Source organism: Saprospiraceae bacterium (genome assembly GCA_016717265.1).
Taxonomy (GTDB): Bacteria; Bacteroidota; Bacteroidia; order Chitinophagales; family Saprospiraceae; genus Vicinibacter.
Genome location: JADKFX010000001.1, coordinates 1,738,516 through 1,757,822, shown reverse-complemented (window position 1 = coordinate 1,757,822; position 19,307 = coordinate 1,738,516). Strand labels below are relative to the sequence as shown.

General features: G+C 31.6%; 18 protein-coding genes, 2 tRNA genes and 1 pseudogene. 10 read left to right on the top strand and 11 right to left on the bottom strand.

What is annotated here, in order from left to right; translation table 11 throughout:
• Positions 1-161 precede the first annotated feature (161 nt).
• Positions 162-4,199: a hypothetical protein gene (locus tag IPO86_06885; GenBank protein MBK9727825.1), complete on the bottom strand. Its 4,038-nt coding sequence runs from the start codon at positions 4,197-4,199 to the stop codon at positions 162-164.
• Between the two features lie 248 nt (positions 4,200-4,447).
• Positions 4,448-5,050 carry a uridine kinase gene (locus IPO86_06880; GenBank protein MBK9727824.1) on the bottom strand — a complete coding sequence of 201 codons (603 nt, stop codon included), beginning with the start codon at positions 5,048-5,050 and terminating at the stop codon, positions 4,448-4,450.
• Positions 5,051-5,288: 238 nt separating this feature from the next.
• On the opposite strand from IPO86_06880, the gene IPO86_06875 reads away from it, so the two are divergent.
• A complete protein-coding gene (locus IPO86_06875; GenBank protein ID MBK9727823.1) occupies positions 5,289-6,599 on the top strand; it encodes a Na+ dependent nucleoside transporter in 1,311 nt (436 codons plus the stop codon).
• A 49-nt stretch (positions 6,600-6,648) separates the two neighbouring features.
• On the opposite strand, the gene IPO86_06870 is transcribed toward IPO86_06875, so the two are convergent.
• The 4 genes from IPO86_06870 to mnmA all read right to left on the bottom strand — a co-directional run bounded on the left by IPO86_06870 (position 6,649) and on the right by mnmA (position 9,140).
• Positions 6,649-7,185: a hypothetical protein gene (locus IPO86_06870; protein ID MBK9727822.1), complete on the bottom strand. Its 537-nt coding sequence runs from the start codon at positions 7,183-7,185 to the stop codon at positions 6,649-6,651.
• 5 nt (positions 7,186-7,190) lie between these two features.
• Positions 7,191-7,379, bottom strand: a complete 189-nt coding sequence (locus IPO86_06865) for a hypothetical protein (protein ID MBK9727821.1) — start codon at positions 7,377-7,379, stop codon at positions 7,191-7,193.
• A 22-nt stretch (positions 7,380-7,401) separates the two neighbouring features.
• Positions 7,402-7,947, bottom strand: coding sequence for a hypothetical protein (locus IPO86_06860; GenBank protein ID MBK9727820.1), 546 nt, complete (start codon positions 7,945-7,947; stop codon positions 7,402-7,404).
• 71 nt (positions 7,948-8,018) lie between these two features.
• Positions 8,019-9,140: a tRNA 2-thiouridine(34) synthase MnmA gene (gene mnmA, locus IPO86_06855; GenBank protein ID MBK9727819.1), complete on the bottom strand. Its 1,122-nt coding sequence runs from the start codon at positions 9,138-9,140 to the stop codon at positions 8,019-8,021.
• 274 nt (positions 9,141-9,414) lie between these two features.
• Between mnmA and IPO86_06850 the strand changes: the two genes are divergently transcribed.
• The 5 genes from IPO86_06850 to IPO86_06830 all read left to right on the top strand — a co-directional run bounded on the left by IPO86_06850 (position 9,415) and on the right by IPO86_06830 (position 11,265).
• Positions 9,415-9,487 (top strand) — tRNA-Gly (locus IPO86_06850).
• A gap of 246 nt (positions 9,488-9,733) precedes the next feature.
• The gene (locus IPO86_06845; protein ID MBK9727818.1) at positions 9,734-10,084 is read left to right on the top strand and encodes a four helix bundle protein; all 351 of its coding nucleotides are present in this window, start codon (positions 9,734-9,736) and stop codon (positions 10,082-10,084) included.
• A gap of 228 nt (positions 10,085-10,312) precedes the next feature.
• Positions 10,313-10,398, top strand: a tRNA-Leu gene (locus IPO86_06840).
• A gap of 167 nt (positions 10,399-10,565) precedes the next feature.
• Complete coding sequence (locus tag IPO86_06835; protein MBK9727817.1) at positions 10,566-10,856, top strand: four helix bundle protein; 291 nt, start codon at positions 10,566-10,568, stop codon at positions 10,854-10,856.
• A 223-nt stretch (positions 10,857-11,079) separates the two neighbouring features.
• Positions 11,080-11,265, top strand: coding sequence for a hypothetical protein (locus tag IPO86_06830; GenBank protein ID MBK9727816.1), 186 nt, complete (start codon positions 11,080-11,082; stop codon positions 11,263-11,265).
• A 10-nt stretch (positions 11,266-11,275) separates the two neighbouring features.
• On the opposite strand, the gene IPO86_06825 is transcribed toward IPO86_06830, so the two are convergent.
• Positions 11,276-12,793, bottom strand: coding sequence for a T9SS type A sorting domain-containing protein (locus tag IPO86_06825; protein ID MBK9727815.1), 1,518 nt, complete (start codon positions 12,791-12,793; stop codon positions 11,276-11,278).
• Between the two features lie 364 nt (positions 12,794-13,157).
• Between IPO86_06825 and IPO86_06820 the strand changes: the two genes are divergently transcribed.
• The 4 genes and pseudogenes from IPO86_06820 (at position 13,158) to IPO86_06805 (ending at position 16,879) form a co-directional block, all read left to right on the top strand.
• Positions 13,158-13,343 carry a hypothetical protein gene (locus IPO86_06820; GenBank protein ID MBK9727814.1) on the top strand — a complete coding sequence of 62 codons (186 nt, stop codon included), beginning with the start codon at positions 13,158-13,160 and terminating at the stop codon, positions 13,341-13,343.
• A 365-nt stretch (positions 13,344-13,708) separates the two neighbouring features.
• Positions 13,709-15,101: pseudogene (locus IPO86_06815) on the top strand (IS3 family transposase).
• Positions 15,102-15,161: 60 nt separating this feature from the next.
• Positions 15,162-16,217, top strand: a complete 1,056-nt coding sequence (locus IPO86_06810) for a TlpA family protein disulfide reductase (GenBank protein MBK9727813.1) — start codon at positions 15,162-15,164, stop codon at positions 16,215-16,217.
• Between the two features lie 62 nt (positions 16,218-16,279).
• A complete protein-coding gene (locus IPO86_06805; GenBank protein ID MBK9727812.1) occupies positions 16,280-16,879 on the top strand; it encodes a hypothetical protein in 600 nt (199 codons plus the stop codon).
• A gap of 72 nt (positions 16,880-16,951) precedes the next feature.
• Here the strand turns inward: IPO86_06805 and IPO86_06800 are convergent, their stop codons facing one another.
• The 4 genes from IPO86_06800 to IPO86_06785 form a co-directional block, all read right to left on the bottom strand.
• Positions 16,952-17,401 carry a hypothetical protein gene (locus IPO86_06800; GenBank protein ID MBK9727811.1) on the bottom strand — a complete coding sequence of 150 codons (450 nt, stop codon included), beginning with the start codon at positions 17,399-17,401 and terminating at the stop codon, positions 16,952-16,954.
• A gap of 108 nt (positions 17,402-17,509) precedes the next feature.
• On the bottom strand, positions 17,510-18,115 hold the full coding sequence (locus IPO86_06795; GenBank protein MBK9727810.1) for a hypothetical protein: 606 nt from the start codon (positions 18,113-18,115) through the stop codon (positions 17,510-17,512).
• Positions 18,116-18,293: 178 nt separating this feature from the next.
• The gene (locus tag IPO86_06790; protein MBK9727809.1) at positions 18,294-18,797 is read right to left on the bottom strand and encodes a hypothetical protein; all 504 of its coding nucleotides are present in this window, start codon (positions 18,795-18,797) and stop codon (positions 18,294-18,296) included.
• Between the two features lie 21 nt (positions 18,798-18,818).
• On the bottom strand, positions 18,819-19,139 hold the full coding sequence (locus IPO86_06785; GenBank protein ID MBK9727808.1) for a helix-turn-helix transcriptional regulator: 321 nt from the start codon (positions 19,137-19,139) through the stop codon (positions 18,819-18,821).
• Positions 19,140-19,307 lie beyond the last annotated feature (168 nt).

Sequence of the window (19,307 nt, the reverse complement as noted above, 5' to 3'; positions counted from 1 at the left end):
TTTTAATGATCTAATTATTCCCCATTTTGCTATAAATCACTATGAAAGTACACTCCTTTTAGTATGGAAGCTCCTTTGGAAACGCCCTTGAGGTTGCCTTCTAAAACAAAAAAAGCCAACTTGAAACAAGTTGGCTTTGACTTCATTTATTATCTTAAAATCTATTCAAGTACGATCATTCGATCAGATATCGTTCCAAATGCACTTGATAAAACATAATACATCAAACCATCAGTTGCTAAATCTTTTTTCGAAATTCGAAGTTCGTTTATTCCTTGTACACATTTTACATCCATGGTATGTAAATTCTTACCTGTAAGATCATACACTTTTAATATCGCAGTTCCTTCAGTAGGCATTTCAAATCGTAAATTTGTATATTCACTAAATGGATTTGGTTGTAAGGAATAAAAGATCATTTGAGATTTAATTCCATTCTCATTTTGAATATTTAATGAATATGCTTTATCATTCAGATAAACTTCACTAGAAAAACCTTTCAACATTTTTAAATAATCAGCTGCTTTTAAAAGTCCAATGGAAGTTTGCAATTTTATCGTAAATAAAATTGTACCAGCTTTCAATTCAAGACTTCGATTAGGAACCCAACTTATTTTTAATTGATTCGCTTCTATTCTATAATCTTCTGGATTAATATCGCATGCTGCTGATCGAACTTCCTTAAAAGAAGCATTCAAAAGATCCATTGATAATCCTAACTGGAATCCATCAAGTTTTACATCGGAGGTTGTTTTTATATCAATTTGCAAACTACCATCCTGATGAATATTAACTTGCCCATATGTCCATGAAATTGAATTGGATCTTTGTTGATTACCAGCATTCTTCACATTAATTTCTGCAGATAAATCAACATCGCCCGTTTTTATACCCATAAAATTCAATTGATCAAATTGATCAGGGACTGTATTACTTTCAATAGTACCAGGAGCATTCCAAGGCAACTCCGGATTTAAAAATATATGATCCGCTTTAATAAATTTCCAGGATGGTGTTCCATTTGGAAATTCATTTACAATACCTAAAATAGCTCTTCTTATATCGGATACATCTTTTGCAGATATAGTATTTGAATTATTTACATCGGCCGCTAACATTTTGTAGGGAGAGTTTAATAATTTAAGACCTAATATATGTCTTTGAATTAAAACTATATCCATTGTACTGACGCCATTGGTTATTTCATCGTTTTTGCTCGCAATCAAAGAAAAGTCACTGAGGTGTAAGTCGTGAAAAGCATAATTTCCTTTGATATCTGTTGTTTGTTGTGTAATCGTATTTCCGATTTGATCTTTTAAAGTGATTTCAGCATTTACTAATGCATCATTATTCGCAATCGTAACGGTACCTGATAAATTAAAACCTGGACCATTCGTTGGACATGCATTATTATTGTCCTGAATCCGAATTGTAGTCTCGCAATAATCCTGATTTCCATATTCATCGGTTACATATATTCGCACCACTTTTGTAATAATTCTTTGTCTGAATAAACTATCACAATTGTAAGTAACAGAAGTATTATTAATGTCCGGTGAAAAAGAAAAGAACAATTTTTCAGGTCTTGTACAATTGTCAAAACTATTAAGATTTAAATCTCTGGCCCATACTGTAATTGCTCCTGTAGAAGGCATTATTACAGTGACTACGCCATTGATACAATATGGTGTTGGTTTCTTGCAATCCCGTATTTTAAATACTTGATCACAGGTTGAACTATTCCCACATTGGTCTGTAAGTATCCATCGCAATCGGTGTGTACCAATTGGCAATACTCCGGTGGCTACATCTCCTAAAATTGGTGGGTCAAAACTTCCATCATTATCGACATCCAATCTATGTTTCCAAATTAAATCTTGTGGATCTGTACAATCATCATATCCACTCCCCTTTAAATTATAGGTACCAAGACATTGTTTAGTATTTGGATTATAAAAAGCATTTTGATCACAAAAATCAACTTCACCACAGGTTTCTAATGTAGGTGGTTCTGAACTTTTAACAGCAATTACCTGAGTGTATTCCCAAATACCTGTTAATTTTATTCGGTCATATTGACACCAATCAATGACTACCCATTTCCGTAAAATTTTATAACAGGTACTATCTAAAACGGTCAACTTTGTGTCATCCCAATTGGCTGCAACTTGTGCACAATTTGTATTCACATAGATTGGATAACCTGTTTGATCCGGATGCGTCATTACATTATTACAAGAATTGATTTCAATACTCTTCGGCCAAACTACATCATCATTTGGATCGTTATGGTCATTTCCATTTATGTAAAAAGGTTTCGTATTAGTGATTGTAATCGTTTGAAAAGTAGAACTCGTTAAGCCCTGTTTATCAACCACATTAAAAATTCTCTTTATAGTGCCTGCATTACATTGAATATTTTTTTCATAGGTCTCTGTCAATGTTACTTCGCAATTATCAGTTGCTAATCCATCAATTCCTGCAATATATTTTACTTTTTGATAAAATGGATCTGCAATAATTATTTGCTTTCTTTCCGCTTGACTCAATCGAACAACTCCAAAATTGCTTAAATCATTCCAGTTTATTGGAAATCTACAATCCACTGTGATATCTGTTGGTGGAATCACTATGGGTGGTTCCTTATCCTGGACGGTAGCTTCAACCATACAAGTATTTTTGTTACCCCAATAATCTGTTACTTCTAAGGCAACCATCACAATTTGCCCAACATCGGCACAACAAAAACCAACATACGGACCAAAAATATCTGTTCCGGATTTACAAGGATCATTCATTCGTCTCACTAGAAAATAATCAATCCCACAATTATCAATCGATCTATCATTAAATGTTTCTGCAAAGGCTTTCGCAGTTCCATCTATACCTAATGCAATCGTTGTTTTTTGATCGCAAATTGGAATCGGTGCTAAATTATCAACAACGCCTACTTCAATCGTACATTCAGAAATATTTCCGCATTCATCAATTAATTGATAGATTACCCAAATTCTTCCTTCCGGTGCGCCTCTTAAATAAAAACAATTTTCTGCCTTATTATATTCCAAATATTGTTTTGATCTGTCTTGAGGATTTCCAGTTTTGGTATCAATAGTCTTCGTAAAGATATCATAGTGCCAAGCACTGCAGTCAAAAACGGAATCGGGAATTGGCAATTTACCATCACTTTCACAAGCATATAATTTCATTCCGATTGTCAAATCTTTCGGACATCTAAATTTAGGTGCTTCATCATCAACTACCTTAATAATTTGATTGTATTCTGTAATTCTACCGGTGCACCAATTTAAAATAACCCATCTTCTCAGCACTTTAAAGGTAGCACCACACACATTGATTTTCAGATCTGTATAAGTCGCTGTTAAGGTATTACAACCAGTTGGAACTGGCCATCCAGTAAATTCTGGTGATGGATTTCCATTGGGTAATTTTGGAAAAATAGTATCACATTTTATATAAGGCCTATCAAAATCATCATAGTGATGTGGATAAACAATATCCACTTCTGTTGGGCGCAAAACACAAATCGTATCTGAACACATTGCATTATTCCCAATAGAATCTGTTGCTGACCACATCCTTATAATTCTTCGAATGCAGATGCTGTCGCAAGGATAATTTGTAACATAATCTTTATAAGATAATTTTACATATCCACATCGATCCCATCCATAAACCAAATATGAAAACGGGCCAATAGAATCTATTGTAACCGACAACCAATTCGGAATTGGAAAGCCTAGATATCTTGGTGTTATCGTATCACCACATCGAACCGTATCATTTGCACAAATCAATTGGGGTGGAAATTTATCTTCAATTAAAATCTTTCCCCAACAGGAATTTCCAGATTGAATATGCCAAATTTTATAGTCGTATTTTTTATTAATATCCCGAGTATCAAATAGCAAATCAGCCTGTTCTTGTCCACCACTATAATAGACTTTAATCAGATAATCACTTGGACTTCCGATTAGATCTTCTAATACCATTTCTGGAGTGACGGTAGCTATACAATTGGTATCTAATGAGATATGGACTAAATCATTGCATGCCATGGGCGGTGCAAAAAACGAATTTATAAGATTCGGAGCCCCTTTCGTGTTTGCTACTTGGATGGCAAAACCGGCAATCATAAATACCATCAACGCCTTTAGCGCGATTAAACTTCGGTTCATGGATAAATAGTTTAAGGTTCTAGAGTAAATGTGTGTATGCTCGGTCAATCCTGGATATCCTTCAAATTATATACCAATTATTTATAATGTGTTTATTTTTTTAATATGTTATTGCTATATTTTTAATATATAACATTGATTAACAACACTATACAATTGATATAAATAAATATGTAACTTATTTTACAAATTGTGAAAATTCGTAATCTATGCTCCAAAAAAGCTTAGATCATCCAAAATTTTAAAAGCTAAAGATTCGATTGAATGAAAGCAGAAAGCACATCTACCCCCTTGTCAAAACTATTATTATTGTTAATAATCAGATCCAATTCATCAATATAAGGATCAATGTATCTATCATATGCAGGAGCAACATGATATTGATACCGGTATAAAACATCTTCTATGGGATAATTTCGTTCTTCTTTATCTCGATTTATTCGCCTGATAATCTTTAAATTATCCTTTGCATGAATCAAAATTGATAAGTCCAGTAAATCTCTTGTATCCTGATGATAAAGAATAAATAACCCTTCAATTATATAAATTTTAGCAGGTGGAATCTGCAGCAATTTCGCTCTAGATTGGTCATTATTAAAGGTATATTCTGCACGACTGACAACTTCGCCTCGTCTTAATTTATGAAGATCGCTTATAAATGCTTCATGATCAATCGATTCAGGAATGTCAAAATTGATCACACCCCGATTGTCGGCTTTTTGCAGCGGCATTGGAAAATAATAATTATCTTCTGAAATCAATCCAAGTTCCGATTCCGTAAATCGAGTTCTTAATTGATTTATAAAAGCCGTTTTTCCTGCTCCGCTTCCGCCACAAATTCCTATAAACATAACGCAATTCTTAGAAGGTATAAAATTGGTTAATTTTTCCAATCTATTTTAATGGATTTACATTTCTTAGAACATTAGAAGCAAAATGATCATCTAAATGGGTGCCCGGTATCAGCGATTTTGAATGCTATTCATTCAAATTAGAATTAAAACCTTTGGTTTGAAAGTACAATTCCTAACTGAATTATAATTTAAGATTAATGTTATCTTCACCATTCAATCAAACCTGGAAGCTTACATGGAAGTTTTTACAAATATCTACAGAGGTGCCATTGGAATTGCATTTTTAGTTGGCTTGTCTTATTTATTAAGTACGAATAGAAAAGCAATCAATTGGAGATTGGTGACGATAGGATTATTCATACAAATCATGTTTGCACTTGGGGTTATGAAAGTGCATGTAATCCATATTATTTTTAAGTGGATCTCAGAACGTTTTGTTTCTTTAATAAGTATTTTTCATAAAGGAATTGAATTTCTATTTGGGAATCTTGCAGATGCAAGTCAACCTTGGGCATTCGTTTTTGCGATCCAGGTGCTGCCCACCATTATCATTTTCTCAGCACTATCTTCCTTGCTATATTATTTTGGTATTTTACAAAGAATCTGTTTTGTATTTGCATGGCTATTATCAAAATCGATGAAACTTTCGGGTGCTGAAAGTTTATCTACTGCTGCTAATATATTTCTCGGACAAACAGAAGCTCCCATTATGATTCGGCCTTATTTAGCAGCTATGAATAAATCCGAAATTCTTTGCATTATGATTGGAGGTATGGCAAACACTGCAGGTTCTGTTTTAGGTGCATATGTTCAAATGCTTGGCGGGAATGATCCGGATGCTCAAGCTTATTATGCCTTGCATTTATTAACGCAATCTATAATTTCAGCGCCAGCCGCTATAGTGATTTCAAAAATGTTATTCCCAAATACAGATGAACTCAGTTTAGACAGGGAAATAAAAGTTTCGAAAGAATATTTAGGCAGCAATTTTCTGGATGCCATTTCTATTGGCACTACCGATGGCTTAAGATTAGCTGTAAATGTTGGTGCAATGCTGATTGTGTTTACTGCACTTGTTTATCTTTTTGATGCAACGCTCTTTAAAATTGGATCCTGGACACAATTAAATCCTTTAATTACAGATCTTACAAATCAACGATATGATGGATTGAGTTTGCGATTATTGTTTGGATATTTATTTGCACCAGTTGCTTGGCTTATTGGTACACCAGCTCAAGACATTTTTACCATCGGACAATTATTAGGTGAAAAAACAATGATCAATGAATTCTATGCATATGGCAGTTTCTCAAAAATGCTATCTTCTCATATCCTGGAACCTTTGTCAAAATCAACGCTTATTGCAACTTATGCATTATCAGGGTTTGCCAATTTTGCAAGTATTGGAATTCAAATTGGTGGTATTAGTACTTTAGCACCAAACCAACGAACCAATTTAAGTGAAATGGGAATGAAAGCTTTAATTGGGGGAACGATTGCTTGTTTAATGACTGCCTGTGTGGCGGGCATGATGTATAGTTCTTAATGCCTGGACATTTTTTTCGCCGAACTTCAAAGAAAAAACATTTTAAATTTTACAATTCAAATATTCCATCGGGTAAATTCATAGTTATGAGTTGATTTATATCATCAATCTGCTCAATCCATTCCACTCTCATAGGAATCATAACTTCTTTATTATTTACAATACATAATGCCATCCATTGTGATGGATATTCTTCGATCCCAATAATTTTGGTTTGTATGCCTGTATTTTTATCTAAAATAATATATTCAATAAAATCTTCAAAGCTTTCCTCGCTGTCTTCATTAGTATCTTCAAAAACTTGATCGGGGGTATTCTGTAATTTGTTTTTATCTGTATAAATAATTTTGTTGCTCAATTCACGAGCTGCTTCCGGCGATTCAAGCTCTTTAAATTTCATATATAAAGCGTCCTCTTTAGCTCGATAGGATTCAATAAAAAAAGGGACATCATTTCCATCCAAATTAAAAAACAGGACACCTTGTTGAAGAATTTCATTTTTAAAATTGGCGTCCAAACTCAATTTTAATTCACCCTTGATACCGTGAACTTTATAAGAATGTCCAGCTTCTATTAATTGGATCATATTGTTTAATTGTGATTCACTAATGTTTGCCGCAATATAAAGCCTTTTTCTGCGCGATTTCTAAAAGGAATATTTGTATTTGTATTTTGTGTATCTAAAAGCCAGAGTTCCCGAAAAATCATTCCTACTTCTTTAGCATACTTTGTTTCTGAATATCGCTTTGCAATTATATTTTCTTCATCAACTTCTACCACTTTACATACACTTGCATAAATTTTACTTAGCTAATGTTTCGGATTTATTTAAATACTTATATGCATAGTACCAATTATCAAATGGTTCAAGAATCTCCCCATTTACTTCGATACTTGTTTTAGGAGAAATCATACTATTTCCATTCCAGGATTTATTTAACTGCACTGGAAAAACCAGCCGAATAAAGGTCAAGCCATTTTCAACTTTATTTAATTGATATTGATTTTTTTCAATAAATGAAGAGCTAATTAATTCCCAACCTAATGAACTATCTACAGCATGAAAAACATCCACTCTATAAACTAAAGCATTCACACTATTTCGCATCGTATCTACTATTTCTTCCCGAATAAACGAAGTTGTTGAATCTATCTCAACAGTCCCTTTTAAAGAATAAAATATAGAATCTGTTTGATACGTCCAGGATTTACCAATAGCAAGCGGATAATAGTCATAACCAAACGATGCTGGATCCAGAATTTCAGTTTCATTTTTTGTACAAGAAGTAATGAAATAAATCATTAGTAAAATCAACAAAAAATGCAAATTCAAAATATTTAATTTCATGAACGGATGTTTTAATTTAGATTCTTCATGCGAATCAAATGCTTGAAGATTTATAAATTTAAATGGCTACTTCACATTTCAACAAGATCCTTAAAAATATTTCTGGATTGATAAATAATTCCACCACAAACAACATCATCACCATCATAAACAACGGCAGATTGTCCTGGAGCAATTCCTTTAACAGGTCCGATAAATTCAATTTCTAAATCTTTACCAACTGTTTGTACTAAAGATTGATGACCCGGATCTTTATACCTTATTTTTGTTACCAATTCTTTATGCGGATCTATGGTTTTAAATTTTTGAAAATTTACTTTTCCAACTAACATCCGATTGCGTTCTAAATCTTCTCCTTCTGCTAAAACGACTGTATTCGTATCCGGAATAATTTCGGAAACAAACATCGGTTTACCAAATGCTTTACCTAATCCTTTTCGTTGTCCGATGGTAAAAAAAGGATACCCTTCGTGCTGTCCCAAAATATTTCCATCTACATCTACAAACGAACCATTTTTTACTTTTTCCTCTAATCCTTCTACCCGTCTTTTAAGAAAACCACGATAGTCATTATCTGGAACAAAACAAATTTCATAGCTCTCCGCTTTTTTTGAAAGATCTGAATAACCCCGATCAAATGCAATCGCTCTAACTTCAGGTTTTAAGAATTCAGAAAGTGGAAACTTACTTCGCTTAATACACTCTTGACTTAGTCCCCAAAGGACATAAGATTGATCTTTATTTAAGTCTTTTGCTTTAGATATATAATAAGAATCGTCATTAGCATGAATTCTGGCATAATGGCCGGTAGCAATAAATTCGCAATCCAGGGAGTCTGCCCTTCGGAGCAAAGCATTCCATTTAATATGAGTATTACAAAGTACGCAAGGGTTGGGTGTTCGTCCGGCAAGGTATTCCTCTACAAAATTTTCTATTACTGCTTCGCCAAATTCATCCCGAATATCGAGGATAAAGTGGTGAAAACCCATATCGACAGCAACCCGTCTGGCGTCTTGAAGGGAATCCAAATTACAACAACCAGTTTCCTTTTTAGAGCTCCCGGAGGAAGCATAATCCCAGGTTTTCATGGTAACACCTATGACCTCATAACCAGCTTCATGCAACAATAATGCAGTTACGGTACTATCGATACCGCCACTCATTGCTACCAGAATTTTGCCATTTTTACTCATAAGTCACTATATTACAAAGATATAACACATTATAATATTTCATAATGTTTTACTTTTATTCTTGAATAATTTTTTATCATAGTAAGGTGAATAATTACATCCAAATTGTATATTTGCAGTCCCAAAAAAGGGATTAAGCATGAAGTTGCTTAATAAACGGACGGTTTTGTTGAATGTTTATGAAATAAGCATAGAAAAGCCATTCTGTTATATTGATTTAAAGTAAACAACCAAATATTAAATTTTACCAAAGCTTCAATGAAGGTAAAACATTGCGGGAGTAGCTCAGTTGGTAGAGCACGACCTTGCCAAGGTCGGGGTCGCGAGTTCGAGTCTCGTCTCCCGCTCAAGATAATAGTCAAGGGTCAATGGCTAATAGTTAAGAGCTAAGAGTTAAGAGTTAAGAGTCAAGAGTTAATAGCTAATAGTCAAGAGATAAGAGTTAGTAGTTAAGAGTCAAGCGTCAAGAGTTAGTAGTTAAGAGCTAATAGTCAATAGTTAAGAGACTTGACTTAAAAAAAATTGGCTTTTGTTTCTTTGCCAGATTAAATTAGTTATGTAATATTATAGTTTAACACTATAGATTTCAAGCTATGTTTAATGATGAGCTCCGAGAAAGAACTTTTAATTTTGCTATAAATACTATAAAACTATTAAGGCAAATACCTGATAATCAAGAATCTAAGACACTAAAAAATCAGATTATTCGTTCTGCAACTTCTATTGCCTCAAATTTTAGGGCTTCTTGTGTAAGTAGATCTCAACGCGAATGGTTTTCGAAAATATGTATTGTAATAGAGGAAACAGATGAAACCCATTTTTGGATTGAGCTATTTGAACAACTTTACCCAGAAAATCTTGAAGGTCTTTCGTTATTAAAATCAGAATCTTTTGAACTTCTTAAAATATTTTCAAAATCAAGAGGTAAACTTCCTATCAAATAATATCTTTGCGCTCCTATTTATTATAATGATAATATTAGTTTAGGTTTTTTTAATCAAATATCAATCGTAATTATTGTTTATTCTGCTCGTTTACTGAGCATTAAGCATTGACTATTAACCATTGACAATTGACTATTGACTATTAACCATTGACAATTGACAATTGACTATTAACCATTGACAATTGATTATTAACTCTTGACTATTAATTATTAACTACTAACACCTGCCCAGGTGGTGGAATTGGTAGACACGCAGGACTTAAAATCCTGTGGCCAGTGATGGCCGTGCGGGTTCAAGTCCCGCCCCGGGTACAAAAATCAGAGCGAGAATCAGAGCGAGAGCGAAGGATTTTCGTTCTGATTTTTTCTTCGTTCTCACGCTCTTTCTCGCTCTTTTTCATTCTTACTCTGTTAACTAGTACTATGTTTGAATTCCAACAATTGGAAGTTTAAAAAAAACATAAGCATTTCATGCTGATATTCAGACTTTTATTAAAAGTAATTCTTTTCACAAATCCTTATGTGATCAACTTTTTAGAGCTTCTTTGAGTATTCCTCTCAATATTGCCGAAGGTTCCGGTAGGTTTTCAAAACCTGATCGAAGAAATTTTTTCATAATAGCACGCAGTTCAATCTTTGAAACAATTGCAATCTTAGATATTTTAAAAGATTCGATGCAATTAACAGCAGATCAATTTATTAATTTCGAAAAGAATGGTGAGGAACTTTCTAAAATCCTATTTGCCATGATCAGAAATCTTGAAAAATAATCAGAGCGAGAATCAGAGCGAGAGCGAAGGATTTTCGTTCTGATTTTTTCTAAGTTCTCACGCTGTTTCTCTAATTGTTACCCCAGCAATATGTTCTTAAAAATCAGTATTCTAACTTCTGTCAATATGTCCTATTAATTAGGCAAACTCAAGGTAGGAATGACTTTAACACACCAGTATATGAATCAATTAGATGACGATATTAAAAGCACAGTGCTTAGTAATGCCGGAACTATTATTTCGTTTCGGAACAAAAGATCCAATACTTATGGCTAAGGAAATGTATCCTGAATATGATGTTGAGAACTTTATTAATCTTCCAAACTACAAAATATATTTAAAATTGATGATTGATGGAAAGCCGAGTAGGGGGTTTAGTGGAGAAAGCAAAATAATGTCAAATGAATAATATTTTTCTGCTAAGATCTAATAATTATTTTATATGCAAAAACACCGCAATCTTTACTCGTTACAGAAATAATATAAAAACCTTGAGTTAAGTGATTTAAATCTATTTCATAAGTGGATAAATTAGAAATATCCTTAGTAAAAATTAAATTTCCTGCAATATCAAATAAATTTAAGTATTTGCTATTTAGTAAGGTTTCACTAAAATTCATTAAAAATTTATTGTCGGACATGCGATTTAGATTTACTCTACATTTAACCGGTACTATATTATCAATTTTTGTCAAATTACAATTAACGGAATCTGACTTCAAGTTATAATTTGGAAAACTCGGAATTGTATAAAAATTATAGGTGGGTAAATTTATCGCTCTTTGTATAAAGTTGCAATTAATTCCTTTTAGGTCTGGATTTGAAATAACATGATAGAATCTTGAAGTGCCTGGACAAGCAATATATATTTTCTTATCCGGTGCTAATTGCGCACCTCCAAATCGAGTATTTGGAACCATACCATCCCAAGCAGCCACGAGTGTTTTACTACCAGTCCGATCAGCTGAAGTTAAATCAATTTGCCAACAATGTGATCTATTCAATACATACAAAAATTGTGAATTAGGTGAAATTTCACAATAAGAACCTGGAATTGTATCTTCAGGAAATTTGATGTTTTCTAAATAATCAATTGAACCAATGCATCGGTCAAATTTAAAAATTGAAACTCCTTCATAATTATCAGAAATCACGTAATAATTTCCGTCTGGACTAAATTTAGCTGTACCAGAACCACCATTAAAGCTATAATTAAAATCAAAACATTTTTTTTCTTTAAAAATGAATCTATCATCCCGAAACATAAATATACTGATGCAATTTGAATCTATATGCGGTAACAAAATCCACCAATCCCTTCCGTTTCCATGCCTACACATATTAATGCCATGGCCATCAAAAATGCCTTCTAACAAAGTATTTGCTTTTGAATTTACGATTCCATCTGGATAGCTAGAATCAAATTCAATAATATGATAATAAAAGGCAGAACTACCCACCCATGGAACTCCATTAATATTAATTTTATCCATGTTCGGTGAAATTAAGAAATATTTATCTTTAATTAGTTGGGATGGAATTGTTAAAAAACAATCATTACATGCCAAACTTAATCCATTAGTACAAATTGATGCCCACTCAATCGGAGTAATCATATTGCCGTTTTGCATTAATTCATGATTCCTATTATATATTTTACATCCATTAGTATAAAATAATAAATTACCTTTAAAATCACTCATCACTCCAACACCATCTATATCAATCGTGCTTTTAAATGTTGAAATGGAAAGACTGTCGTTTAGAAAGTCGAATCTAGTGTGAAAATCCATGCCATCATAACCTAATAGCCAGGTATTCGTATATTTTGCTTGACTAACTAATTCTTTATTTAGGAAAATGCCATAGCTTAGACTAATTATAAAAAACTTTAAAATATAACTGGATAGAGATTTGGATATCAATTTTTTACCCATTTAAAATATTTTGTATGTCGTCATAGTAATTTTAACTTTTCACCAAGCAGTGTTTCAATTTAATTCAAAGCTAATTCTTTTTGTTTATAGTTATTAATTTTAATGGGATATAATTTTTCATATTCCATTTTACTATCTCTAATACATTGTAGTTCAATTCTTTCTTTGAAAATTGAAAAAGAATCAGAGCGAGAGCGAAGGATTTTCGTTCTGATTTTTTCTAAGTTCTCACGCTGTTTCTCTATTTGTTATCCAAGTACTATGTTCTTAAAAATCAATATTATAACTTCTGTCATTATGTCCTATTAATTAGGCAAACTCAAGGTAGGAATGACTTTAACACACCAGTATATGAATCAATTAGATGACGATATTAAAAGCACAGTGTATGGTAATGCCGGAACTATTATTTCGTTTCGGAACAAAAGATCCAATACTTATGGCTAATGAAATGTATCTTGAATTTGATGTTGAGGACTATATTAATCTTCCGAATTACAAAATATATTTGAAACTTATGATTGATGGGAAGCTGAGTAGTGGGTTTTAATGCACTTTCCCTTTGGTAAATTTATAAGAAATATTTATTCCAATGTTGTAATTGAAATTTCTAATCCAATCTGTCGAACCTTTAGTTATCCTAGGCCCAAAAACAAGATCATACGCTGAGATTAACCCATAGCTCATCGAATTGGAAAATGTCAATTTAAATATGTGTACGTTTATTGGGAATAATTCCAATTTGTAAGAAATTCCATAGTCAAATGAATTAAACCTATAATAGAATCGAGGAGATGAATTTGCTAGAAATTTTGAGCTCCCCGAAATAATTCCAAAATTGTAAATCGTCAGGATAAAGTGGACCAAATATAACTAAAAACTAGTTAGTGTTTCCAAGATCAATTAAATTTACAAATTAAGGAAACAAAGAAGAAACAAACCACAGAAAACTTCTTTAAGGAGATTCGCAGACGAACTAGAAGGATATTTAGTTCCGAACAAAAGATTGGAATTGTTATGGAAGCATTGAGAGCTGAGATTTCAGTAGCAGAGTTATGTCGAAAGTATTCAATACATGAACCGCAATTTTAAAAATGGAATAAAGAGTTATTGGAAGCAGGAAAGAAGCGATTATCCGGCGATACGACCAGGGAAGCCACAAGTGATGAAGTGTTAGAGCTTAGAAAGGAAAATCAGCGTTTAAAAGAGATGGTTGCTGATTTGGTACTTCGATATGATATTGTAAAAAAAAGCTTGTCCGTGCTGGAATAATCGTAAAATTCAATAAGTATATGAGATTTACAGCTTCGGAAAAACAGGAGATAATCAATATCGTAATTGGTTCACAAATTGGGGTCAACAAAACACTTCGAGAGATTGGACTTAATAAAAGTACTTTTTATAACTGGTATAAAGCTTATTCTGATCATGGTGTGGATGGATTGGTTCCCAGTAAACGTACTAACAGAAGGCAATGGAACAGTATTCCACAAGAGCAGAAAATATTGTTGTCATACTTGCATTGGAGTTTCCTCATTTATCATCCAGGGAACTTGCTTATAAACTTACGGATGAACAACAAATATTTATATCAGAATCAAGCGTCTATAGAATTCTAAAAGAAAGAGGATTGATTAAAGCTCCTGCGCATATTTTTATAACAGCAGCAGATGAATTTAGTAAAAAGACTGCATTCGTAAATCAGATGTGGCAAACAGACTTTACATACTTTAAAATCTTAGGCTGGGGTTGGTATTACTTAAGTACTGTTTTAGATGATTACAGCAGATATATTGTCCATTGGGAACTCTGCAAAGGCATGAAAGTGGAGGATGTAAAAAGGACCGTTGATAGAGCAATCATCAAAGCTAAAATTGTCACTAAACAACGACCTAAATTATTGTCTGACAATGGCTCTTGCTATATAGCTTCTGATTTAAAAAATTATTTGAAAAAATTCTATGATATAGACCAGATACATGGAAGGCCATTCCATCCTCAAACGCAAGGCAAGATTGAACGATATCATAGGACAATGAAAAACGTCGTAAAACTTGATAATTATTATTGCCCTGAGGAATTGGAAAGAGCTTTAGAAAAATTTGTGCAAACTTATAACAATGAAAGATACCATGAATCACTAGAAAATTTAACTCCTGCCGATGTTTATTTTGGCCGTGGCGACCTCATTTTAAAAGAAAGAGAAAGAATTAAACTACAATGTCTTAGGGATAGAAAAATTGGATATGAAAAATTATTTCCCATTAAAATTAATATTTATAAACAAAAAGAATTAGCTTTGAATTAATTAGAAACACTAATTAGTGATAAGTTCAAATTACTTTGACGACATACAGCGTTTAACTAAATGAAAATAATAGTAATCTTGCTAATTATAAATTATAATTTAGCATATACTCAAAAAGTTGTTGCTTTTCCATTTTATCTAAATGGTTTAATACATGATAAGGTATTCGATAAAGATTCAATATATTTTATTGCAGGAGATATAGATGAAAAGTATTTTGAATTGCCTAATATTTCATCTGAAATAAATAATTCTAAATTTATTTTAAAGGGCAGCATTTCATACCCACATTTTTATAAAATTCGATTTAAGAGCGAAGAAAACATTTTAGAATGGAGAGGGGGCAATTATTTTCTAGATAAAACTTCAAATAAAGTTATAATTGATTCAATAGATAACGCTTCGATAATTAATGGAATAACATCAAATGAATATTATAATAATTTTATACCTTTTTTACTAAATGGCAACAAATTCAAAACCATTGAGTATTCAATTTATCAAAACCCAATTTTATTTGAAACAAAATTATCTGAATATGTTAAAATAAATCCAGATTCTTATATCGCATTATGGATTTTAATCGAAATATTTTGCAATGAAGGCCATTCAGAATTAAGACAAAATATATTAAGCTCCTTTTCCAAAAAACTTAAAAAGGAGAAACTTTGGAAAATCACAAACAAAGACTTTAATTCAATTCAAATAAAAGAAAAAAAGAAATTCCCTAATCTGCAATTATTAGATACTAGTTTAACTAAAGTAAATGTAAAATTTAAAAATTCAAAATACACCTTAGTGAATTATTGGTTCAGCACATGCAAACCATGTATTGAAAAAATACCTGCAATTATTAAATTATATGAAGAATATCATAATAAAGGATTTGAAATAATTAATATTTCTACTGACCAATCAAAATATATAAATAATTGGAAAAATAAAATTGGGTTCTATAATTTATATTGGCCACAATATTTAGATGAGAATGGAATAAACTCAAAAGAAAACAAAATTACTAAATTTCCAACGAATTATCTATTAAACAATAAATTTGAAATTATTAGAAAGGATATTCCTATTAATGAACTTGAGAATCTTCTAAATCAAAATTAAATTAGATTATGAATTCTTTCAATATATTCTTCAATCTAACATTCAATCAAATCGCGTAAATCATGTTTACAAAGCTAATTTTAATAATAAGCGATCTTAAGTTCTCTCTATACTTGCTATTTTTATTACTTACAGGTTGGTTTATCACTGGATATAATTCAATTAAGTCTGTTCAATATGAATCAATAAAAGAAATTTCAATAAAATATAATATAGATGAAGCTCATATGATAATCTTAGATACCGGATACATAAGGAGAATAAAAAAATTGGTTCTAGACTCTACAGATAGAAATAATTTAGTTCAACCGCTAAGAGCACATTATTATATTGACAATGAACTAAAATCAAGTTTAATTAATTGTTATGCCCCAGGTAAGGGAATTAGTAAGCTCGATTGGGCAAGTGATAATAGGTTTTCAGTATTCCCTCCAAAATCACATTATTCATATAAATATAATTTAGATTTAATTCAGTTTAGTGATCTTCTTCATCTACAGAAGCCTAAACAATCAATAGTTATTTTTATTTGTTGGTATAACATTTTAAAAAATAAAAGCATAGAATTAATTGATTTGGTATTATTAAATTTAAAAAAAGAAAATATTAATTATGAATTATATTTAGTAAATCAGGATATTTTATATGTAGATGTAGATTGACTTTAATAATTGAAACTAAATTATTGCATTTTAATCTACCTGTTGTCCGCGATAAAGAAGTTCTTATAATTGTCATTTAACAATTTCATATGTCATTCGCCATTCTGCGATACAAAAATTACAACTTATCATTTCCGTATATGGAGATTTATCAACTGCTCCTGTAACTAAAGTCATGTTTTTTTCTATTAGTTGATCTGTATTCGCATCTCTATCGTATGCATTTAAATCAATTTCATCGATACCTTGTTCAAAAATAATATTAGAATCTAATTTAAATGATACAGGGACTGATGTAACATTTGGATTTTCAAATTTGTCTGAAATAAAAACTATTGAATTATTAATAGAAATAGTAATAAAAATATCGGGGCCATCAATTGTATCCCATTTAAGTAATTCATTAGGCTCAACAAATTTGATAAGTTCAATTTGCTTGAGTTTAAGTGTGTGGTTAGGAATAGTCTTTATGCAAGAAGAATAAACAAACACCAACAATAGAATTATTACAGAGCTTTTCATAATTAAGGATTTGTTTACAAAGTTAAATAACAAAATCAAAATTTTTAATTAATTAGAAAATATATTTGTACTAAATAATTGAGAATACCCAAGCATTTACAAGTTTTCTTAATTCAGTTTAGGGACTTTATTAGATTGTTTTCTAAAAGAGTGCTTAAAAAAAGTGTAATTGAACGATAGATTTCCAACTGAAAACAAATGAGTGTCTCTGTCTGATAAAGAATTGGCTATACCACCAAATAAATAGGATAGCTCCAAATTAAAACGCTTAGTAATATTCCAAGCCAATAGTATCTCTCCATCTACCTCGAATTCTCTGTCATCTATTAAATTTATAGGAGGGCTACCTGTAAATCCATTAACCAAGCCAATTCCAATCTTAAACTTATCAGAATAAAATGACTTATATATGATAATCGGAATTTCTATGAATATAAAATGTGTGGACCAACAATTACTAGATTGAGAAGAGAAATTATCGCACGCTCCTCTGAAAGACAATAGACCGCCTGTGCTAATTTCCCAACTCGTAATTTTATATCCAATGGTTAAACCGGCTCTATAGCCTATGGCGTTACTATAAGTCTCATTAGGATATAAGTTAGAAATGGCCTTGCCGTAATTAATGCCACCCTTCAGCCCAATTTTCAATTGAGAATAACAATCTACTACACAGAGTGTGGTAAACAATAATGTTTTAATAGAATTCCTCATGTTAATCTTAACTATAATTAAACTACTATCTATTAACAAAATAATTCGCAATTTAATAAATACTAATGAATATTTAGTACCTTGGCATAAAGTATCTTAAAAAAATCGCAATATACTTAGAGTAATTAGCCTGTTGAATGGTGGGTTGAATATCGAAATATTATGTGAAAATATTTCTCTAATTATTTAAATAAAACCAAGTCAATGCCAGAGATAGCGCATCAAAAATAGCCATATTCCTATCTTCACTCGTCCAAAGTTTACGTTCTCTCGGTCGACGAGTTTCAAGTTCTTTAAATTCAGTTAAAAGCCATTGAGATATTTCAAATTTTATACTGACTCCAAAATTTTCAAAGACATCACGGATTTGATCTCTGGAAATTTGGGAAATCTGCAGATTTTCACTTTGTGCATAAACTGAAATTTTATCAATTAATTTTTTTATTCGATTACCGGTTCTTGAAGATTTACTTTCTGGATCAAGAAGAATTAATATGGCTGGTTTAAAATAACTGATTGAACTTTTTATTTTTTCAAGAATCCGAAAATTACAAATCGGATTTATCCTGACTACTCCGAAGTCGAGTAATTTTCTTGGACTATTCATATACACATATCCGAAGCCGTTTGCATTTGGATAAATTGCATAAACGATTTTAGGTTTTTCGCTTTGTGTTTTCATAGTATTTTATTTTGTTAATCTTTAAATTGTTTCTTCAAGAAATCTAATTCTTAGGGTGCTCTTTAATGTTATTTGATCTTTTTTTAAATCTGGTACTAATTGAATTATTCTTTGGATAAGTTTTAATTTAATTATTTCTGATTCCTGCTCGAAGAACGATTCAATTGGAACATCAAATAAGTGGTGATATGTTAGAAGTAATTCTATGGATGGCGTTCGTTGTCCTTTCTCGTATCTGGATATATTGGAGTAATCTGGTAAATCCAAAATAAAAGCAATATCTTCCTGGATTAATCCAGATCGCTTTCTATAAACTTTTAAATAATTTGGTGGTGAAGACATAAAATTAAAATAGGCATCAGAAATTAATTTCCTGATGCCATAAGTTTATTCTTCTAATACTTCCTATCGTAGACGGTATTTGTTGCCAAATTGGCAATTTTTTCGACCCAGTTCCACGTTCAGTGGAAACTCTAAAAATCCTATTGGTTTTCGAGTAAAATGTTTTAT